Source organism: Caballeronia sp. GACF4, assembly GCF_023631025.1.
Taxonomy (GTDB): Bacteria; Pseudomonadota; Gammaproteobacteria; order Burkholderiales; family Burkholderiaceae; genus Caballeronia.
This window is the reverse complement of sequence record NZ_JALQDW010000017.1, coordinates 63305-79909: the sequence shown is the minus strand read 5'-3', so window position 1 is coordinate 79909 and position 16605 is coordinate 63305. Positions and strand designations below refer to the sequence as shown.

Genomic DNA, 16605 nt, shown 5'->3' with positions numbered 1-16605 from the left:
AGTTCGAGCTCGAGCGTACCGATCCATATGCTCAAACGCTGGGTGAGTCGCGCGCTTGGATGCTGCAGCGCGTCCGTCAGTTTTTTCGTTACAGCATTCATTCGCATCCCGTTCAGTTGGACGCAACGATGCGCGGTCGTCACGTTCGGAGCTTTTACTGCAGAAGAATTTAGGGTTGCAACGTAAAATCGTCAATTAGATGACCGACAATTCGGAATCGTCTTAATTGGTCAGCTACCCGCTTGGGGATTTCGCGACGGTTCCCTTGGTCACGGCGCCCCTGCGAGCGCCGATACTCCGGCAGGCTCAGCGAGGCGCTGTGATTCCCGCTGTCAGCAACACTGTTAGCGTTTCCTTTCACATAGACGAGGGTGCAGGCAGGCAACATGAGAAGGGAGATAGCGACGAACGTCCCACGCACCAAGACGATCGACGCACGACGTCCATCGTCTTGGTCGGTCGAGCCGTCCACGCAAGCTTGCTTGAACCGATCATCAGGAAGGCGCTTTACGCGACTTTTGTCAGCGACAAGCGTCCGTACATTTGGAGCGGTGTTTGCGTGGTCGCGCCAAGCACTTTCGAAAACCCTGCCTACACGTGGTCGCCTGCGGAAATGGGTATCGGTCCAGCAATGACGATCGAGCCCAGCGTTCCGTTCTTCGTTTGGGTGCCCTGCGGCGGATCGGGAAAGCGTCGAACCGATTGCTGATAGACGCCCGGGTAGCCGTACCCCACACACACCGAGAAGATCATCTGCCAAGCGGGGGTTGCAGAGCCGGTTTGTTCAGAATGGCCGTCGGACGACTGCTGGCGTTCCGTTTGCGTTCAACGAGAGCCAGTTTCGCGCGCTGCCGTCGGTGGCATCAGGATTGGTCGTATTGTTGTTAGCACGGCTAACTCAGAAGCCTTCTCCATCCGCACGCAACAGCACGGCGCTTGCGGGAAAGCCACCGACGTTCGTATGCTTGGCGAAGTAGCCATGGCAGCCGTTCGACTGCTTCTCACCGTTGAGCCGTCATAGCAAATCAAACCTTCCCATTGGCCGCGATGGGTCGACAACGGACCTATGACGTGGCCGTTTTGGAATCCGCACCCGGTGTTGAACCAGATGATGCAATTGCAGAAATTGCAGCAAGCGGCCCAGACTTTAGTTTCGTGAATGATCTCTGTCGATCTGCGGAATCATCACAGGGGGCGTAACCTTGCGTGACGCATTCCCCGACACCATTCGTTGGCGGAAATGCCATATTTCGGCGGCCCAACTTTCCGTTGTCGGCTGGTTTGCTCGTGGGATAACAAGGTGTTCGTCCACAAGGCGTCGAGCGCATAGGAAGGGATGCACGGCAAAGCGGCGCAGAGGTACGCTGAATGAGTCGAGCGTCCAAGGGGCCTTATGGGCATTGTGACCCGCATAGTCCCCGCAATTGTCCCCGAAAGCCCCTCACCATTGACGCAACACCGCCAACGGCTTGATGACTTGAGTTGAAAAAGCTGGTGGGCCGGGTGGGGCTCGAACCCACTATCGGTCGATTATGAGTCGACAGCTTATACCAGTTAAGCTTCCGGCCCTTTTGAAAGCAGAGGGCAAAAAGAAAGCGCCATGGCGGCGCTTTCTCTAATACAAACGTTGCGCGACAACTGAAGGTTTGCGAGTTTGCCTCACAACGCCTTCCATTACAAGCCCATTGATCCGATCAGTTCCCTTCCAGGAATGACTTGAGCTTGTCCGAACGGCTAGGATGCCGCAGCTTGCGCAACGCCTTCGCCTCGATTTGCCGAATCCGCTCACGCGTGACGTCGAATTGCTTGCCGACTTCTTCCAGCGTGTGGTCCGTGCTCATCTCGATGCCAAAGCGCATCCGCAACACTTTCGCCTCGCGCGGCGTCAATGAATCGAGCACGTCCTTCACGACATCGCGCATGCTGGCATGCAGCGCGGCATCGGAGGGAGCCACCGTGTTCGTATCTTCGATGAAGTCGCCAAGATGCGAATCGTCGTCGTCGCCGATCGGCGTTTCCATGGAGATCGGCTCCTTCGCGATCTTCATGATCTTGCGGATCTTGTCCTCCGGCATCTCCATCTTCTCGGCCAGCGTCGCCGGGTCCGGTTCCAGCCCGGTTTCCTGCAGAATCTGCCGCGAGATGCGGTTCATCTTGTTGATCGTTTCGATCATGTGAACCGGAATGCGGATGGTGCGCGCCTGGTCCGCAATCGAGCGCGTGATGGCCTGACGAATCCACCATGTCGCGTACGTCGAAAACTTGTAGCCGCGCCGATATTCGAACTTGTCCACCGCCTTCATCAGGCCGATATTGCCTTCCTGAATCAGGTCGAGGAACTGCAAGCCGCGGTTCGTGTACTTCTTCGCAATCGAAATCACGAGACGCAGATTCGCCTCGGTCATCTCGCGCTTCGCCTGACGCGCCTTCAGTTCGCCCGCCGCCATCTGACGGTTGGTTTCCTTCAGGTCCTTGAGCGGTAACACGACGCGCGCCTGAAGGTCCAAGAGACGCTGCTGCTGCTCGCGAATCGCAGGGATATTGCGCTCGAGCACGGCGCTGTAGTCGTGCCCTTCGGCCACTACTTTGTCGCCCCACTCCAGATCCGTCTCGCTGCCCGGAAAGCGCGTGATGAACTCCGCGCGCGGCATGCCGCACTTGTCGACGACCGTGTGCAGAATCTGCCGCTCGACCTGGCGCACTTCGTCCACTTGCGCGCGCAGCGTGTCGCACAGACGCTCGACGGTACGCGCGGTGAAGCGGATGCTCATGAGTTCGGTCTGTATGGCTTCCTGCGCCTTCAGATAGGCCTTCGACTTGTAGCCTTCCTTCTCGTAGGCGCGCCGCATCTTGTCGAACCATTCGCTGATGAGCGAGAACTTTTCGAGCGACTGACGCTTGAGCGCTTCGAGTTGGGCGGCGTTCGCGCTGGCTTGCGCCGCGCCATCGTCGTCGTCCTCTTCCTCGTCGCTTTCCTCGTCCGATTGCTGCTCTACGTCCTCGGTCTCTATCGCTTCGGCTTCCTGTTCGGAAAAACCGTCGGTGTCTTCCGCGTTCGGGTCGATGAGGCCATCCACCAGTTCGTCGACGCGCGTCTCCTCGTTCTGCACACGCTCGGCCATCGCGAGAATGTCGGCGATGGTCGTCGGGCATGCGGAGATCGCCATGACCATGTGCTTGAGGCCGTCTTCGATACGCTTCGCGATCTCGATTTCGCCCTCGCGTGTCAGCAACTCGACCGTGCCCATTTCGCGCATGTACATGCGCACCGGGTCGGTGGTTCGGCCGAATTCGGAGTCGACGGTGGAGAGCGCGACTTCGGCTTCTTCCTCGACTTCATCGTCGGAAGAAGCGTTCGGCGCGTTGTCGTTCAGAAGGAGCGTTTCGGCATCCGGCGCCTGCTCGTACACCGCCACGCCCATGTCATTGAACGTGCTGATGATGCCTTCGATCGCCTCGGTTTCCGTGAAGTTATCGGGCAGGTGATCGTTGATTTCGGCATACGTGAGGAAACCGCGCTCCTTGCCGAGTTTGATGAGCGCGCGAAGCTTCGAGCGGCGCTCCTCGATCTCCTCGACAGTGCCGGGCGCGCTCGACGCGAACGCGTCCTTCAGAAGCGCCTTTTCCTTCGCACGGCGGTCGCGAGCCTTAGCCTTTTCGACCTTCGCCGCAGGCGCGGCGGTGGGCTCCGCGGTTTGCGTTGCGTCGTCTTCGACGGGTACATCGTTCAGCTTTTTCGTCATGGAGTTCGCCATACAGGCTTTAGTCTCGACTCGCGGCTGCTGGACAACAGCCGATGGAACCGTAAATACCAAATGCGCACGCTGCATCGTCCTGCGTGCCCTGCCCGGGGCGCCATCGCGGTTGAATCCGTCGCGGTTCATCACGGCGAATTCGTCATACGCCCTTCACCACGATAGCAGCCGCTTCCCTTGCGCCCGTCTGTACGTCGGCGTGCTTTCCTGTCCGTTTCGTGTCGGAGCAATGTTCAAACGCGTGCTGCGCACCGCTTTTACATGACTCCCACAGCCGATTCGGCCAGCGCCTTGCTGCAACTTCCTTGCTTCCTTTCCTAACTATTCCACGCACCAATGAAGGGATTTCGCCCTTCGAAACGGGAGAGGAATTGACAAAAAGCAACTACTTTTTAACATTTTATTATAGCATCTCGCTATCCGGCTTCAGGGCTAGCCGCCCGTCCCGCCTTGATCTGCGCGATCTTCGCCGAAAGTTCCGAGAATTCCGCCACCTCTTCCGGCGACAGTCCCGGCTGCCGCGCCAGCAAATCCAGCCGCGCGCGATAACTGTCGTGTTGCAATTTCAGTACCGTCGCCTGCAACTCTTCGGCGAGCAGGCGTTTCTGCTCTTCCACACGCTGCGCGGCGTCCTCGTCGGACGGATCGCGCATCAGTAAATCCCGCACGTTTTCATCATAGGCGAGAATTTCCTGGAAGATATCCTCGTAGGTGGGCGCGTTTGCTGCGTTTCTCAAGATGTCTGAAAGCATCTGAAATTCCGCGTTCGCGCCCAGTTCGCGCGCATGCGCGATAACTTCGCTGAACAGTTCGCCATGCTCGGTCATGGTGACGAGCGTGCGTTCGCTGATTCGATCGAGCGATGCCGCGATGCCCGGATACATCACTAGATTGCGTAGCGCGCGCTGTTCCTGACCCGTGACACGCCGGCGTTCGCTCCTCGGCACCATCGCGCGGGCGACGGCGGCAGCACGCGAGTCGATGTCGCAAAGTGCGGCGATTTCCGTGAACGGCGTAGCGAGGCGGTCGGCCAGCATATGCAGAATCTGCACGCGCAACGCGTTGGCGGGCAGCGCCTGCAACAGCGGCTTCGCGTCGAACAGGGCCTTCGCGCGGCCTTCGGGCTGGTCGAGTTCCTTGTCGTTTAGCACCTCGTTGAGCAGAAATTGCGACAGCGGCATTGCGCGGTCGACTTGCTCACCAAAACCGTCGGCGCCGAATTCGCGCACATAGCTGTCCGGATCGTGCTCTTTCGGTAGAAACAGGAACTTGATCGTGCGGTTGTCCGCTGCGTGCGGCAGCGCGGCTTCGAGTGCGCGGCGCGCGGCGCGTCGGCCGGCGGAGTCGCCGTCGAAGCTGAAGACCACCGTTTCCGTCTGTCGAAAAAGCTTCTGTACGTGGACCGGCGTGCAAGCCGTGCCGAGCGTGGCGACGGCGTTCGCGAAACCTAGCTGCGCAAGCGCGACCACGTCCATATAGCCTTCGACGACGAGCGCATAACCCAGTTCACGAATGGCAAGACGCGCCTCGAAAAGGCCGTAAAGCTCGCTGCCTTTGCTGAATAAAGGCGTTTCCGGCGAATTCAGATACTTCGGTTCGCCGCTGTCCAGCACGCGTCCGCCGAAGCCAATGACGTTGCCCTTCACATTTCGAATAGGGAACATCACACGTTCGCGGAAGCGGTCGTAGCGGCGCGCTTGTCCTTGCGCGTCGGTTTTTTCGCTGACGATTACGAGCCCTGCTTCCACCAGATTTTCATGGCGATAATCGGGAAACGCGCTTTCGAGATTCTGCCAGCCGTCGGGCGCGTAGCCCAAGCCAAAGCGCGCCGCGATCTCGCCAGTCAAGCCGCGTTTTTTTAGATAACCGATGGCGTTAGGCGCGCCGCGCAACTGTTTGCGATAGAAGTCGCAGGCGGTCTGCATGACTTCGGTGAGCGCGACGCTGACGGCCTTGCTCGGCGCGTTGGCATAGGCGTCACCGCCCGCGCCACCCGCGCCGCCGCGAAACGACGGCTCCTGCGGCACGGTCAGACCGGCCGACTGCGCGAGGTCCTTCACGGCCTCTGGAAACGTCAGCCCCGTATGCTCCATCAAAAAACCGATGGCCGTGCCATGCGCGCCGCAGCCGAAGCAGTGATAGAACTGCTTGGTCGGACTGACCGTGAACGACGGGCTCTTTTCGTTATGGAACGGACACAAACCCATGAAGTTCGCGCCGCCCTTCTTCAATTGGACGTAACGGCCCACCACGTCGACGATATCGACGCGGTTGAGCAGGTCCTGCAGGAATGCGTGCGGTATCAACGTAGGCGAACGCCGCTGATTACTTGGCGAGCGCGGACTTGACCTGCGCGGAAACGGCCGTCATATCCGCCTTGCCCGCGAGCTTCGGTTTCAGCGCGCCCATGACCTTGCCCATGTCTTGCGGGCCGGCTGCGCCCGTTGCGGCGATGGCGGCCTCGACTTCAGCGGCGATGGCATCGGCGGAAAGCTGTTCGGGCATGTACGCCGCGAGCACGGCGAGTTCGGCGTTTTCCTTCGCCACGAGATCGTCGCGGCTGGCCGCTTGAAACTGGCTGATGGAGTCCTTGCGCTGCTTGATCATCTTGTCGACGACGGCGACGACGGCCGTGTCGTCGAGCGTGATGCGCTCATCGACTTCTCGCTGCTTGATGGCTGCGAGCAGCAGGCGAATGGTGCCGAGGCGCTCGGTTTCGCGCGCGCGCATGGCATTTTTCATGTCGTCGTTGATCTGATCCTTGAGGCTCATCGTTCACCCGGTGCAATTGCGAAATTCGCGATATTGAAAACCCGGCTGGCGCGACACGTGCCCGTGCGGCTCCCGACCCTTTCCGCTAAAGCAAAAACCCGCTTGGGAATGCTTCCTCAAGCGGGACTTTGAGCGAGGCCGTTGAAACCGCGGCGAAGCTTGAGGCCATCGTGACGTCAGCCGGAGCGAAAGAATCCGTGCCCGAACGCGCGTTTCGAGGCGCCTTCGAACAAATACGGAATCCTCCGATAACCGTTCGAGTATAGCAGGCGCGATGGCGTTTCGAGACCGCGCCACGGCGGCTGGAACGACCCGTCTCAGCCGTGCGCGAACTCCGCCGCGGCCTTGCCCGCCGCGACGCCGGAAGCCCACGCCCATTGAAAGTTGTAGCCGCCGAGCCAGCCCGTCACATCGACAGCCTCGCCGATGAAATACAAGCCCGCGACGCGCTCGCTCATCATCGTCGTGGACGAGAGTTCGCGGGTATCGACGCCGCCGCGCGTGACTTCGGCCTTGCGATAACCTTCGGTGCCGCTCGGCGTGATCGTCCAGTCCGACAACGACGCGCCAAGGCCCTTGAGCGTGCGGTCGGGGAGATCGGCGAGGCGGGCATCGACGGAAACATGCTGCGCTTCGAGCCACGCGTGCGCGAGCCGTGCGGGAACGTGGTCCGCGAGAAAATTGCCTATTTGTTTCTTCGATCCCGCCTTGGCTTCGAGCAGGAGTTCGGTGGCGTGGGCGTCGGGCAGGAGATCGACGTGGATCGGCTCCGACGTATTCCAGAAACTCGAAATCTGGAGCACGCCCGGACCGGACAGCCCGCGATGCGTCAGCAGCAAGTCCTCGTCGAATTCACCGCGCGTCTTGCCCTTGCCCGTGCCGATGCGAACCGGCAGCGACAGCCCCGACAACGCCGCGAACGGCGCCCAGTCGGCCGACGTGAAAGTGAGCGGCACAAGCGCGGGAAGCGTCTCGACTAGCTTGTGGCCGAACTGTTTCGCCACGCGATACCCGAAATCCGTCGCTCCGATCTTCGGAATGGACAAGCCGCCCGTCGCGATGACGAGCGCGGCCGCGTCGATTGCACCCGCCGAGGTGTCGAGCGTGAAGCGCGCGCCGTCGTGCCGGATCTCGTGGACGCTCACCGGGCGCCGCCACGCGACGCTGCCGGCATCGCATTCGCTTTTGAGCACGTCGATGATGGTTTCGCTCGAATCGTCGCAAAAAAGCTGGCCTTTGTGCTTTTGATGCCATTTCACGCGGTACTGCTTCAAGAGCGCGAGAAAGTCGCGCGGCGTGTAGCGCGCGAGCGCGGAGCGGCAAAAATGCGGATTCGCCGACAAGAAGTTTGCCGGCTGCGCGTTGAGATTGGTGAAGTTGCAGCGGCCGCCGCCCGAGATACGGATTTTTTCGGCGAGACGCTCGGCGTGGTCGATCAGCACGACGCGACGCCCCGACTGGGCGGCGACTGCCGCGCACATCATGCCGGCCGCGCCCGCGCCGATCACGGCGATATCGAAGGATTCCATGGCGCGCATTGTAACTGGGGGGCGTCGTTACACTGCTATACTTTTCTGTTCCCTTCAAGCGCTCAACCCATGCTAGTTCTCGGCATAGAAAGCTCCTGCGACGAAACCGGCCTCGCCCTCTACGACACGGAGCGCGGCCTCCTCTCGCATGCCCTGCATTCGCAGATCGCGATGCATCGCGAGTACGGCGGCGTGGTGCCCGAACTGGCTTCGCGGGATCACATCCGCCGGGCGCTGCCGCTCCTCGAACAAGTCATGGCCGAGGCCCACGCCGCGCGCGCCGACATCGATGCCATCGCGTTCACGCAAGGTCCGGGGCTCGCGGGCGCGCTGCTGGTGGGCGCGAGCATCGCCAATGCGCTGGCGATGGCATGGGACAAACCTACTGTCGGCATTCATCATCTCGAAGGACACCTGTTGTCGCCGCTGCTCGTCGATGCCCCGCCGCCGTTTCCGTTCGTCGCGCTGCTCGTATCGGGCGGCCATACGCAACTAATGCGTGTCACCGATATCGGCGTCTACGAGACGCTCGGCGAAACGCTCGACGACGCGGCGGGCGAAGCCTTCGACAAAACCGCAAAGCTGCTCGGGCTGGGTTATCCGGGCGGGCCGGAAGTGTCGCGGCTGGCGGAATTCGGCACGCCTGGCGCGGTCACGCTGCCGCGTCCGATGCTGCATTCAGGCGATCTCGACTTCAGCTTCAGCGGCTTGAAGACCGCCGTGCTGACTCAAAGCCGCAAGCTCGGCGCGAATGTCTGCGAGCAGGCAAAGGCAGATCTGGCGCGAGGTTTCGTCGATTCAGCCGTCGACGTGCTCGTCGCCAAGTCGCTCGCGGCGCTCAAGAAAACCGGGCTGAAGCGGCTGGTCGTGGCGGGCGGCGTCGGCGCGAACCGGCAGTTGCGCGAGGCGTTGTCGGCTGCGGCAAGGAAGCGGCGCTTCGACGTGCATTACCCCGACTTGGCGCTTTGCACCGATAACGGCGCGATGATCGCGCTGGCGGGCGCGTTGCGGCTTGCCCGCTGGCCGGAGCAGGCCGGGCGGGATTATGCATTTACGGTGAAGCCTAGATGGGATTTGAGTTCGCTGGCGCGAGTTTGATCTTTGCGTGGCTTCGTGCGAAGTCTGGTTTGCTGAATGAACCGCACGATGACCTCGACACAGCCAAGGCCCACACGGATCGCAACACGCGACCAACGCCGGCCAACGCGCTCACGAATTAGCGACGCATGCGCCTTGCGCGAACGGGCGGCACGCACGCAACGGCGATATTCGCGCGGCCACTGCATCGCCAAATGAGGAAAAGGGCGTCGCTCCAACGTTCATTTCGGCGGATCGAACGCCTGCACAACCGCCCCGAACGCCGGCAGCGCCTCACACCGATCGCCATGCGCGATCAACGTCGGCCAGCGATTCCCGCTGACCAACGCCCCATGCGCTTCGCGCACGAACCGCAGCGCGCACGCAACGGCGATATCCGCGTGACCGATTGCATCGCCAAACCAGAAAGGCGTCGGTCGCGCCGCGCGATCCGCTTCCAGCACGTCGAGCACACGTTCGATCTGCCCCGTGCAGCGCTCGACCCAAGCCTGCGACTTTTCCGCGTGCATCACGCGCTCGTAGACCAGCGCCACAGCCTTGTCCGCGAGACCCGTCGCGAGCGCACACACCTTCAGCGCCGCACGACGCTGCGCGCCGCTTTGCGCAATCATCGCGCGGTCGTCGCCGACGAGTTCATCGAGATAGTCGAGGATCGTCGCGCTCTCGATCACCGTGTCGCCCGACTCCAGCACGAGCGTCGGCACGCGCGAGAGCGGGTTGAACGGCGCGATCTTGCCGGCATCGCCGAAAGTCGACCATGGCCAATGCTCGTAGCCAATGCCATAAAGATTCAGCGCAATGGCCACGCGTCTGACAAACGGGGAATCGTATTGGCCGATGAGAATCACGACGCACTCCGCAAAGTTCGGGTCGAACAGTTTAAGCGCGCGCGGGCTTCGGAAACAATGGCCACGCGAGCAACGCGCACACGCCCGCCAGCAGCCACACGCCCGGCCACGAAGTGGCCGCCAGCACATGCGGAATGACAAGCGGCGTCACGAACAAGCCCACGTAGACGGCCGTGTTGGTCATGCCGAGCGCCGTGCCGGCGCGCTGCATGCCGGCGAGCGTGGCGAGTTCGGTGTACGCCACCCCATGCCATGCCGATACACAAATGCCCGCAAAGACCGACATCGCCGCGAGCAAGTACGGAAGCTGCGCGACGCCCAGCGCGGTCGCCGCCGCCAACGCCACGAACGACACCGACGCGACCACCACCGACCCGCGCAAATACGCGCGCCGGTTGCCGCGACGATCCGTATGACGGCCGCTCCAGACGCGCATGATCATGGCGCCGAGTTGCAGCGCGCCCATCGTCGCGCTGATCGCCGCGACGCCGAAGTGTCCCGCGTCGTGCATGAAAACCGTCGCGAAGGTCAGCACCGCGAATTGCGGCACGCACAGCACGCCGATACCGAGCACCACGCGCCAGATCCGCGCATCTCTCAACGGCGCAACCGTCGTTGCCTGCGATACCCCCGCGTCCGCGCGATGCGACCTTTCCGGGGGCTCATGCAGCCAGCGCCAGGTGAATGCGCCGGAGATCGCGCACATTGCGGCGAGCGCGCAGAACACCGCGCCAAAACCGTGCGATGAAGCGAGCCACGGCAGCAACGACGCGCCCAGACCGCCACCCATCGGCACGGCGGTCTGGCGGATGCTCATCGCGAGACCGCGCTCACCTTCGCCGAACCACGCCATGACCGCGCGCCCGCTCGATCCGTTGACGCTGCCGCCGAGCGTGCCGAGCAGGAACATCGCGAAAACGAGCCAGCCGAGCGCGGGCGCCGCGCCGAAGCCCGACGGCACCGCGAAGACGCTCATGCCGAGCAGCACGGCAGACGTCGCGAACAGTCCCGTCAGCAAGACGGGCCGGTCGCCCCAGCGGTCGGTGAGCAGTCCCCAAGGAAGTTCCGATACCGCAAGCCCCAGCCCGAGCGCGCCGAGCACGAGTCCGACTTCGCCGTTGCCGAAGTGATAGCCGCTGCGCATCCAGACGGCCGTCGTCGGAATGCCGCCGATTGCCGCCGAAAAACTCGCGTTGGCGGCCACGCCCACGCCGAGCACTTTCCATCGATGCGCGCTCGAACGCGACGCTGCGTTCAAAGTTAAAGGAGTTGCCATGTCGCCGCCCTGTTTTCAATTTGACTGAACCCAGTGTGACGGCATACGATCATCCTGAAAATAGCAAAGTTTTGCATCGATCGTTCGATAAACCAGGATTGTTGCCATGACTCAAACCACGTTCGACCTCGCGGTCCTTCGCAGCTTCGTCGCGGGCATGGATTTGGGAAGTTTCGCCAAGGCCGCGGACCGCGTCGGTCGCTCGACTTCCGCCGTCAGCGCACAGATCCGCAAGCTGGAAGAGCAGGCGGGCACGCCGCTTTTTCGTAAATCGGGACGTGGGCTCGCGCTCACCGACGCGGGCGCGGTGATGCTCGCCTATGCGCGCCGTCTCGTCGAATTGAACGATGAAGCGGCGGTCGCGGTGCGCGGCGTCGATCTCGAAGGCTGGATACGGCTCGGTCTGCAGGAAGACTTCGGCGAAGTTTTGCTGCCGGAAGTGCTGGGCCGCTTTGCGCGGGCGCATCCGAAAGTGCGAATCGAAGCGCGGGTGGCGCGCAACACCGAATTGCTGGAGCGCATCGAGGCGGGTCAGCTCGATCTCGCGCTCGTCTGGGGCGCAGGCAGCGCAACCGACGTTGGCAACGCGACCAGCCTCCCTCAACCGATCGCCGCGCCGCCGATGCGCTGGATCGTGTCATCGACAGTACCGTGGCAGTTCGATCCGGACGAGCCGCTACCGTTGATCGCGTTCGACCGCCCGTGTCTCTTTCACAGCGCCGCCGCCGCGGCGCTGGATCGCGCGGGCATCAAGTGGCGCATCGCGTTCACGAGTCCGAGTCTGTCGGGATTGTGGGCGGCCGCCGCCGCAGGTCTCGGCGTGACGGTGCGCACGGCCTATGGCGTGCCAACCACGGTGCGCGCCCTCGAATGCGATGAGAGCGGCTTGCCGCCGCTGCCGTCGATTCCGCTCGCGCTGCATCGCGGATCGGGCGCGGGATCGCCCGTGGTCGACCGGCTCGCGTCACTCGTGATGGATTCGGTGCGCGAGATGCACGCATCGACTCAAACCGTGGCGGCTTGAGCCTTCGCTCAACCGAGGCGCTTGTCGCGCTCGATCACCGCATACGCGCTGTGATTGTGGATCGACTCGAAGTTTTCGGCTTCGAGCACATAAGCGACGATGCGCGTATCGGCATTCAGCCGCGTGGCCACGTCGCGCACGAGGTCCTCGACGAACTTCGGATTTTCATACGCACGCTCGGTCACGAACTTCTCGTCGGGCCGCTTGAGCAAGCCCCACAATTCACACGACGCCTCTTCCTCGGCGATTCGCACCAGTTCTTCCACCGCGACTTCGCCCGCCAACTCCGCCGTGATGGTCACGTGCGAGCGCTGATTGTGCGCGCCGTACTGCGAAATCTTCTTCGAGCAAGGACAAAGGCTCGTAACGGGGACGAGCACTTTCATGGTCATGCGCGTTTCGCCGTCGCGCGTTTCGGCGATAAAGCTCACGTCGTAATCCAGGAGACTCTGCACGCCCGACACCGGCGCGGTCTTCATGACGAAGTAAGGCAGACTCACTTCGATACGGCCGGAATGCGCCTCCAGTTTCGTGAGCATCGAGACGAGCAGCGCACGCAGGGAAGTTTGATCCAGCGGCTCGCGATTCTCCTCGAGCAGCGCGACGAAACGCGACATATGCGTGCCCTTTTGCTCGGCGGGCAGATGCACGTCGAGATTCCATACGCCAACGCTCGGCTGCACGCCGTTTGCCGACCGCACCGACAACGGATGCCGCACTCCCTTCACGCCGACACGCGCAATCGCGATCTGACGCGTATCAGGCGTGCTTTGAACGTCGGGCATCACGAAGGCGGGATTCATCTGGTTCATTGATTCTTGTCCTTGGGCTCGCGCGGTCTTTCCTGAAAGCGCGCTTCATAACTCGTAAGCGAACACGGCGCGGATTGCGGCCCGCGCCGTGTAGAGACTAAGTGCAAAGCACGGCGCGCCCCGAGCGCGCCGCGTCAGGCTGAAACGTCAGGCGACGCGCTTTTCCAGCTTGCCCGGCTGGGCGCTCACGACCGCGTTGAGAAAGCGCTCGCGAATGGATTTCGCGATACCTGCGCCGTCCAGACCGACGCTTGCAAGCAGCTTCGCGGGATCGCCATGATCGATAAAGACGTCCGGCAAACCAAGCTGAAGCACGGGCTTCACGACCGAACTGGCCAGCAGCGCTTCGACGCATGCCGAACCCGCACCGCCCATGATCGCGCCTTCCTCGATGGTCACGAGCGCGTCGTGAGTGGCGGCGAGTTCGCGCAGCAAGTCGGCGTCGACAGGCTTCACGAAGCGCATGTTGGCCACCGTCAGATCCAACTCTTCGGCGGCAACGAGCGACGGCGCGACCATGGTGCCGAACGCGAGAACGGCGATGCGCTTGCCCGAGCCGAGTTTCTGCGACGACTCGCGGCGCACCTCGCCCTTGCCAAGCGGAATGGCGGTCATTTGCTTAACGGTTGCCACGCCCGTGCCCGCGCCACGCGGATACCGCACGGCTGTCGGGTTCGGTTGCTGAAGCGCGGTGTAGAGCATCTGACGGCATTCGTTTTCGTCGGATGCGGCCATCACCGTCATGTTCGGGATGCAGCGCAGGAACGCGAGGTCGTAATTGCCCGCGTGCGTTGCACCGTCCGCGCCGACGAGACCCGCGCGGTCGATGGCGAACACCACTGGCAGATTCTGCAGCGCGACGTCGTGGATCAACTGGTCGTACGCGCGCTGCAGGAAAGTCGAGTAGATGGCGACGACGGGCTTCATGCCGTCTGCAGCCAAGCCGCCCGCAAATGTCACCGCATGTTGCTCGGCGATGCCGACATCGTAATAACGATCCGGGAAGCGCTTTTCAAATTCGACCATGCCCGAGCCTTCGCGCATGGCAGGCGTGATGGCAACCACGCGCGAGTCTTGCGCGGCAGCGTCGCACAGCCATTCGCCGAACACCTGCGTGTAGGTTTTCTTCGAGGGCGCCGTCGATGGCTTGATGCCTTCGGCCGGATTGAATTTGCCGGGACCGTGGTAGAGCACCGGATCGGCTTCGGCGAGCTTGTAGCCTTGGCCTTTCTTGGTCACGACGTGCAGGAATTGCGGACCACGCAGTTCCTTGATGTTCTGCAGCGTCGGAATGAGCGAATCGAGATCGTGACCGTCGATTGGCCCAATGTAGTTGAAGCCGAACTCTTCGAAGAGCGTGGCTGGCACGATCATGCCCTTCGCGTGCTCTTCGAGCTTGCGGGCGAGATCGAGCATGGGCGGCGCGACGCGCAGCACGCGTTCGACACCGGCGCGCGCGGCGGCGTAGAAGCGGCCCGACATCAGACGGGCGAGATGACGATTCAACGCGCCCACGGGCGGCGAGATCGACATGTCGTTGTCGTTGAGGATTACGAGCAAGGGCACGTCGTCGGCGACGCCGGCGTTGTTCATTGCCTCGAAGGCCATGCCCGCGGTCATCGCGCCGTCGCCGATCACGGCTATGGAATAGCGGTTGTCGCCCTGCAGCTTGTTGGCGATCGCCATGCCGAGCGCCGCCGATATCGACGTGCTCGAATGCGCCGTGCCGAACGTGTCGTACTCCGACTCGCTGCGGCGCGGGAAGCCCGAGATGCCGTTCAACTGACGCAACGAGTGCATCTGGTCGCGCCGGCCTGTCAGGATCTTGTGCGGATAGGTCTGATGACCGACGTCCCAGACGATACGGTCATTCGGCGTATCGAATACGTAATGCAGCGCGATCGTCAGCTCTACCGTGCCGAGATTGGACGAGAGATGGCCGCCCGTCTGCGACACGCTGTCAAGCACGTAGGCCCGCAGTTCGTCGGCAAGCGGCTGCAGTTGGCGTCGATCGAGGGCGCGAAGGTCGGCCGGATCGTCGATGGTTTTCAGCAAGTCGTACATCGTCGTCCCATTTTAGGAAAACTGGCGTGATTCGTTCAACGCGGTCATTGCGCCGTGGGGTTCGTCACGCATTCAACGTTCAGTGCACCCGGTTCACAACCAGGTCGGCAAGTTCGGCCAGGCGCTGTCCGCGCGCGCCGAACGGCTCTATTGCAGCGTGCGCATCGCGGCCGAGTTGCGCGGCGAGTTCGCGCGACGCATCCAGCCCGATGATCGAAACATACGTGGGCTTGTCGTGCTGCGCATCCTTGCCCGCGGTCTTGCCAAGCGTGGCGGAGTCCGCCGTGACATCGAGGATATCGTCCACCACCTGAAACGCGAGGCCGACCGCGGCGGCGTATTGATCGAGCGCCGCAAGCGCCTTGGCGTCCGGACGTTCGCCTGCGAGCGCACCCATGCGCACCGAGGCGCGCAGCAACGCGCCCGTCTTCTTGCGATGCATGGTTTCGAGCTCCGGCCGCGACAGCTTGCGCCCGACGCTTTCGAGATCGATGGCCTGACCGCCCGCCATGCCGAGCGAGCCGCTTGCGAGCGCCAGTTCGCGCACGAGCGCGGCCTGCTGGGTATCGCTCAGACCATTGCGTTCGGATGTCAGCGCGACGAACGCCTGCGACTGCAAAGCGTCGCCGACGAGCAGTGCCGTCGCTTCGTCATATTGCACGTGTACCGTGGGCTTGCCGCGACGCAACGCGTCGTCGTCCATTGCGGGCATATCGTCATGCACGAGCGAATAGACGTGAATCATTTCGAGCGCCGCGCTTGCCGCTTCGACGGCGGGCGCGCTCGCGTGGGTCAGTTCGCCCGAGGCGTGCACGAGAAGCGGCCGCACGCGCTTGCCGCCGCCCAGCACCGCGTACCGCATGGCTTCGTGCAGACGCGCCGGCGCGATGTCCGTGCCCGGCAGATAGTGCTCCAGCGCGGTCTCGACGCGATCGAGCGTGGCACGCATCCATTGTTCGAAGCTCATAGGTCGTCGTCCCCTCGGTCGTTGGTGGCTCCTGCACCCTGGGTCGCGCGCTGTACCTCGACGGGCAGCGGCTTGAGCGTCTCGCCATCGAGCACGCGCACCTGCTGCTCGACTTTTTCGAGCTGTTGTTGGCAAAAGCCCACAAGCGCGGCGCCGCGCCGGTATGCCGCGAGCGACTCCTCGAGACTCAGCGCGCCCGCTTCCATGCGGCCGACGAGTGATTCGAGTTCCGCGAGCGCTGTTTCGTAGTTTTCCGGAAGCGGCGCGGCGTCTGTGGCAAGCGCGCCTGCACCGGTTTCTTCGCGTGTATCGGGGACAGCGGTCTTCGCCATGAATCGTGGATGTGCAAATGTATTTTGGAACCAAGTCGCACATTCTACGGCAAAAGCCAGTTTTTCGACCCGAAACACGTCCGTCGCAAAGCGTGGAGACGGCTAATCCTTGAGCTTGCGCCACAGCC

12 protein-coding genes and 1 tRNA gene are annotated in these 16605 nt (G+C 62.5%); 2 read left to right on the top strand and 11 right to left on the bottom strand.

The window, feature by feature from the left end; translation table 11 throughout:
• Positions 1–1492: 1492 nt before the first annotated feature.
• The 5 genes from NCR40_RS15105 to NCR40_RS15085 form a co-directional block, all read right to left on the bottom strand.
• Positions 1493–1569 (bottom strand) — tRNA-Ile (locus NCR40_RS15105).
• Between the two features lie 125 nt (positions 1570–1694).
• Positions 1695–3755: an RNA polymerase sigma factor RpoD gene (rpoD, locus tag NCR40_RS15100; RefSeq protein WP_244829191.1), complete on the bottom strand. Its 2061-nt coding sequence runs from the start codon at positions 3753–3755 to the stop codon at positions 1695–1697.
• 416 nt (positions 3756–4171) lie between these two features.
• Positions 4172–6061, bottom strand: a complete 1890-nt coding sequence (dnaG, locus tag NCR40_RS15095) for a DNA primase (protein ID WP_250509851.1) — start codon at positions 6059–6061, stop codon at positions 4172–4174.
• Positions 6062–6080: 19 nt separating this feature from the next.
• On the bottom strand, positions 6081–6527 hold the full coding sequence (locus tag NCR40_RS15090; protein WP_244829189.1) for a GatB/YqeY domain-containing protein: 447 nt from the start codon (positions 6525–6527) through the stop codon (positions 6081–6083).
• Between the two features lie 317 nt (positions 6528–6844).
• Complete coding sequence (locus NCR40_RS15085; protein ID WP_250509850.1) at positions 6845–8056, bottom strand: BaiN/RdsA family NAD(P)/FAD-dependent oxidoreductase; 1212 nt, start codon at positions 8054–8056, stop codon at positions 6845–6847.
• A gap of 69 nt (positions 8057–8125) precedes the next feature.
• On the opposite strand from NCR40_RS15085, the gene tsaD reads away from it, so the two are divergent.
• Positions 8126–9154 carry a tRNA (adenosine(37)-N6)-threonylcarbamoyltransferase complex transferase subunit TsaD gene (gene tsaD / locus NCR40_RS15080; protein ID WP_250509849.1) on the top strand — a complete coding sequence of 343 codons (1029 nt, stop codon included), beginning with the start codon at positions 8126–8128 and terminating at the stop codon, positions 9152–9154.
• 221 nt (positions 9155–9375) lie between these two features.
• Here the strand turns inward: tsaD and NCR40_RS15075 are convergent, their stop codons facing one another.
• Positions 9376–10002 carry a glutathione S-transferase family protein gene (locus NCR40_RS15075; RefSeq protein WP_250509848.1) on the bottom strand — a complete coding sequence of 209 codons (627 nt, stop codon included), beginning with the start codon at positions 10000–10002 and terminating at the stop codon, positions 9376–9378.
• Positions 10003–10033: 31 nt separating this feature from the next.
• Positions 10034–11278, bottom strand: coding sequence for an MFS transporter (locus NCR40_RS15070; protein ID WP_250509847.1), 1245 nt, complete (start codon positions 11276–11278; stop codon positions 10034–10036).
• A gap of 106 nt (positions 11279–11384) precedes the next feature.
• Between NCR40_RS15070 and NCR40_RS15065 the strand changes: the two genes are divergently transcribed.
• Positions 11385–12302, top strand: coding sequence for a LysR substrate-binding domain-containing protein (locus NCR40_RS15065; protein WP_250509846.1), 918 nt, complete (start codon positions 11385–11387; stop codon positions 12300–12302).
• Between the two features lie 8 nt (positions 12303–12310).
• Here the strand turns inward: NCR40_RS15065 and folE2 are convergent, their stop codons facing one another.
• The 4 genes from folE2 to NCR40_RS15045 all read right to left on the bottom strand — a co-directional run bounded on the left by folE2 (position 12311) and on the right by NCR40_RS15045 (position 16477).
• Positions 12311–13114, bottom strand: a complete 804-nt coding sequence (gene folE2 / locus NCR40_RS15060) for a GTP cyclohydrolase FolE2 (RefSeq protein WP_250509845.1) — start codon at positions 13112–13114, stop codon at positions 12311–12313.
• A 147-nt stretch (positions 13115–13261) separates the two neighbouring features.
• On the bottom strand, positions 13262–15178 hold the full coding sequence (dxs, locus tag NCR40_RS15055) for a 1-deoxy-D-xylulose-5-phosphate synthase (RefSeq protein ID WP_244829182.1): 1917 nt from the start codon (positions 15176–15178) through the stop codon (positions 13262–13264).
• Positions 15179–15257: 79 nt separating this feature from the next.
• Positions 15258–16145 carry a polyprenyl synthetase family protein gene (locus NCR40_RS15050; protein ID WP_250509844.1) on the bottom strand — a complete coding sequence of 296 codons (888 nt, stop codon included), beginning with the start codon at positions 16143–16145 and terminating at the stop codon, positions 15258–15260.
• Complete coding sequence (locus NCR40_RS15045) at positions 16142–16477, bottom strand: exodeoxyribonuclease VII small subunit (protein ID WP_250509843.1); 336 nt, start codon at positions 16475–16477, stop codon at positions 16142–16144. The genes NCR40_RS15050 and NCR40_RS15045 overlap by 4 nt, the downstream gene beginning before the upstream one ends.
• Positions 16478–16605: the final 128 nt, after the last annotated feature.

Bases quoted from the DNA above. Each gene is read 5' to 3' on its own strand.
- tsaD (WP_250509849.1), top strand. From the start codon at position 8,126: ATGCTAGTTCTCGGCATAGAAAGCTCCTGCGACGAAACCGGCCTCGCC.
- dxs (WP_244829182.1), bottom strand. From the start codon at position 15,178: ATGTACGACTTGCTGAAAACCATCGACGATCCGGCCGACCTTCGCGCC.
- folE2 (WP_250509845.1), bottom strand. From the start codon at position 13,114: ATGAACCAGATGAATCCCGCCTTCGTGATGCCCGACGTTCAAAGCACG.
- NCR40_RS15070 (WP_250509847.1), bottom strand. From the start codon at position 11,278: ATGGCAACTCCTTTAACTTTGAACGCAGCGTCGCGTTCGAGCGCGCAT.
- rpoD (WP_244829191.1), bottom strand. From the start codon at position 3,755: ATGGCGAACTCCATGACGAAAAAGCTGAACGATGTACCCGTCGAAGAC.
- NCR40_RS15045 (WP_250509843.1), bottom strand. From the start codon at position 16,477: ATGGCGAAGACCGCTGTCCCCGATACACGCGAAGAAACCGGTGCAGGC.
- NCR40_RS15050 (WP_250509844.1), bottom strand. From the start codon at position 16,145: ATGAGCTTCGAACAATGGATGCGTGCCACGCTCGATCGCGTCGAGACC.
- NCR40_RS15085 (WP_250509850.1), bottom strand. From the start codon at position 8,056: ATGGAATCCTTCGATATCGCCGTGATCGGCGCGGGCGCGGCCGGCATG.
- NCR40_RS15090 (WP_244829189.1), bottom strand. From the start codon at position 6,527: ATGAGCCTCAAGGATCAGATCAACGACGACATGAAAAATGCCATGCGC.
- NCR40_RS15065 (WP_250509846.1), top strand. From the start codon at position 11,385: ATGACTCAAACCACGTTCGACCTCGCGGTCCTTCGCAGCTTCGTCGCG.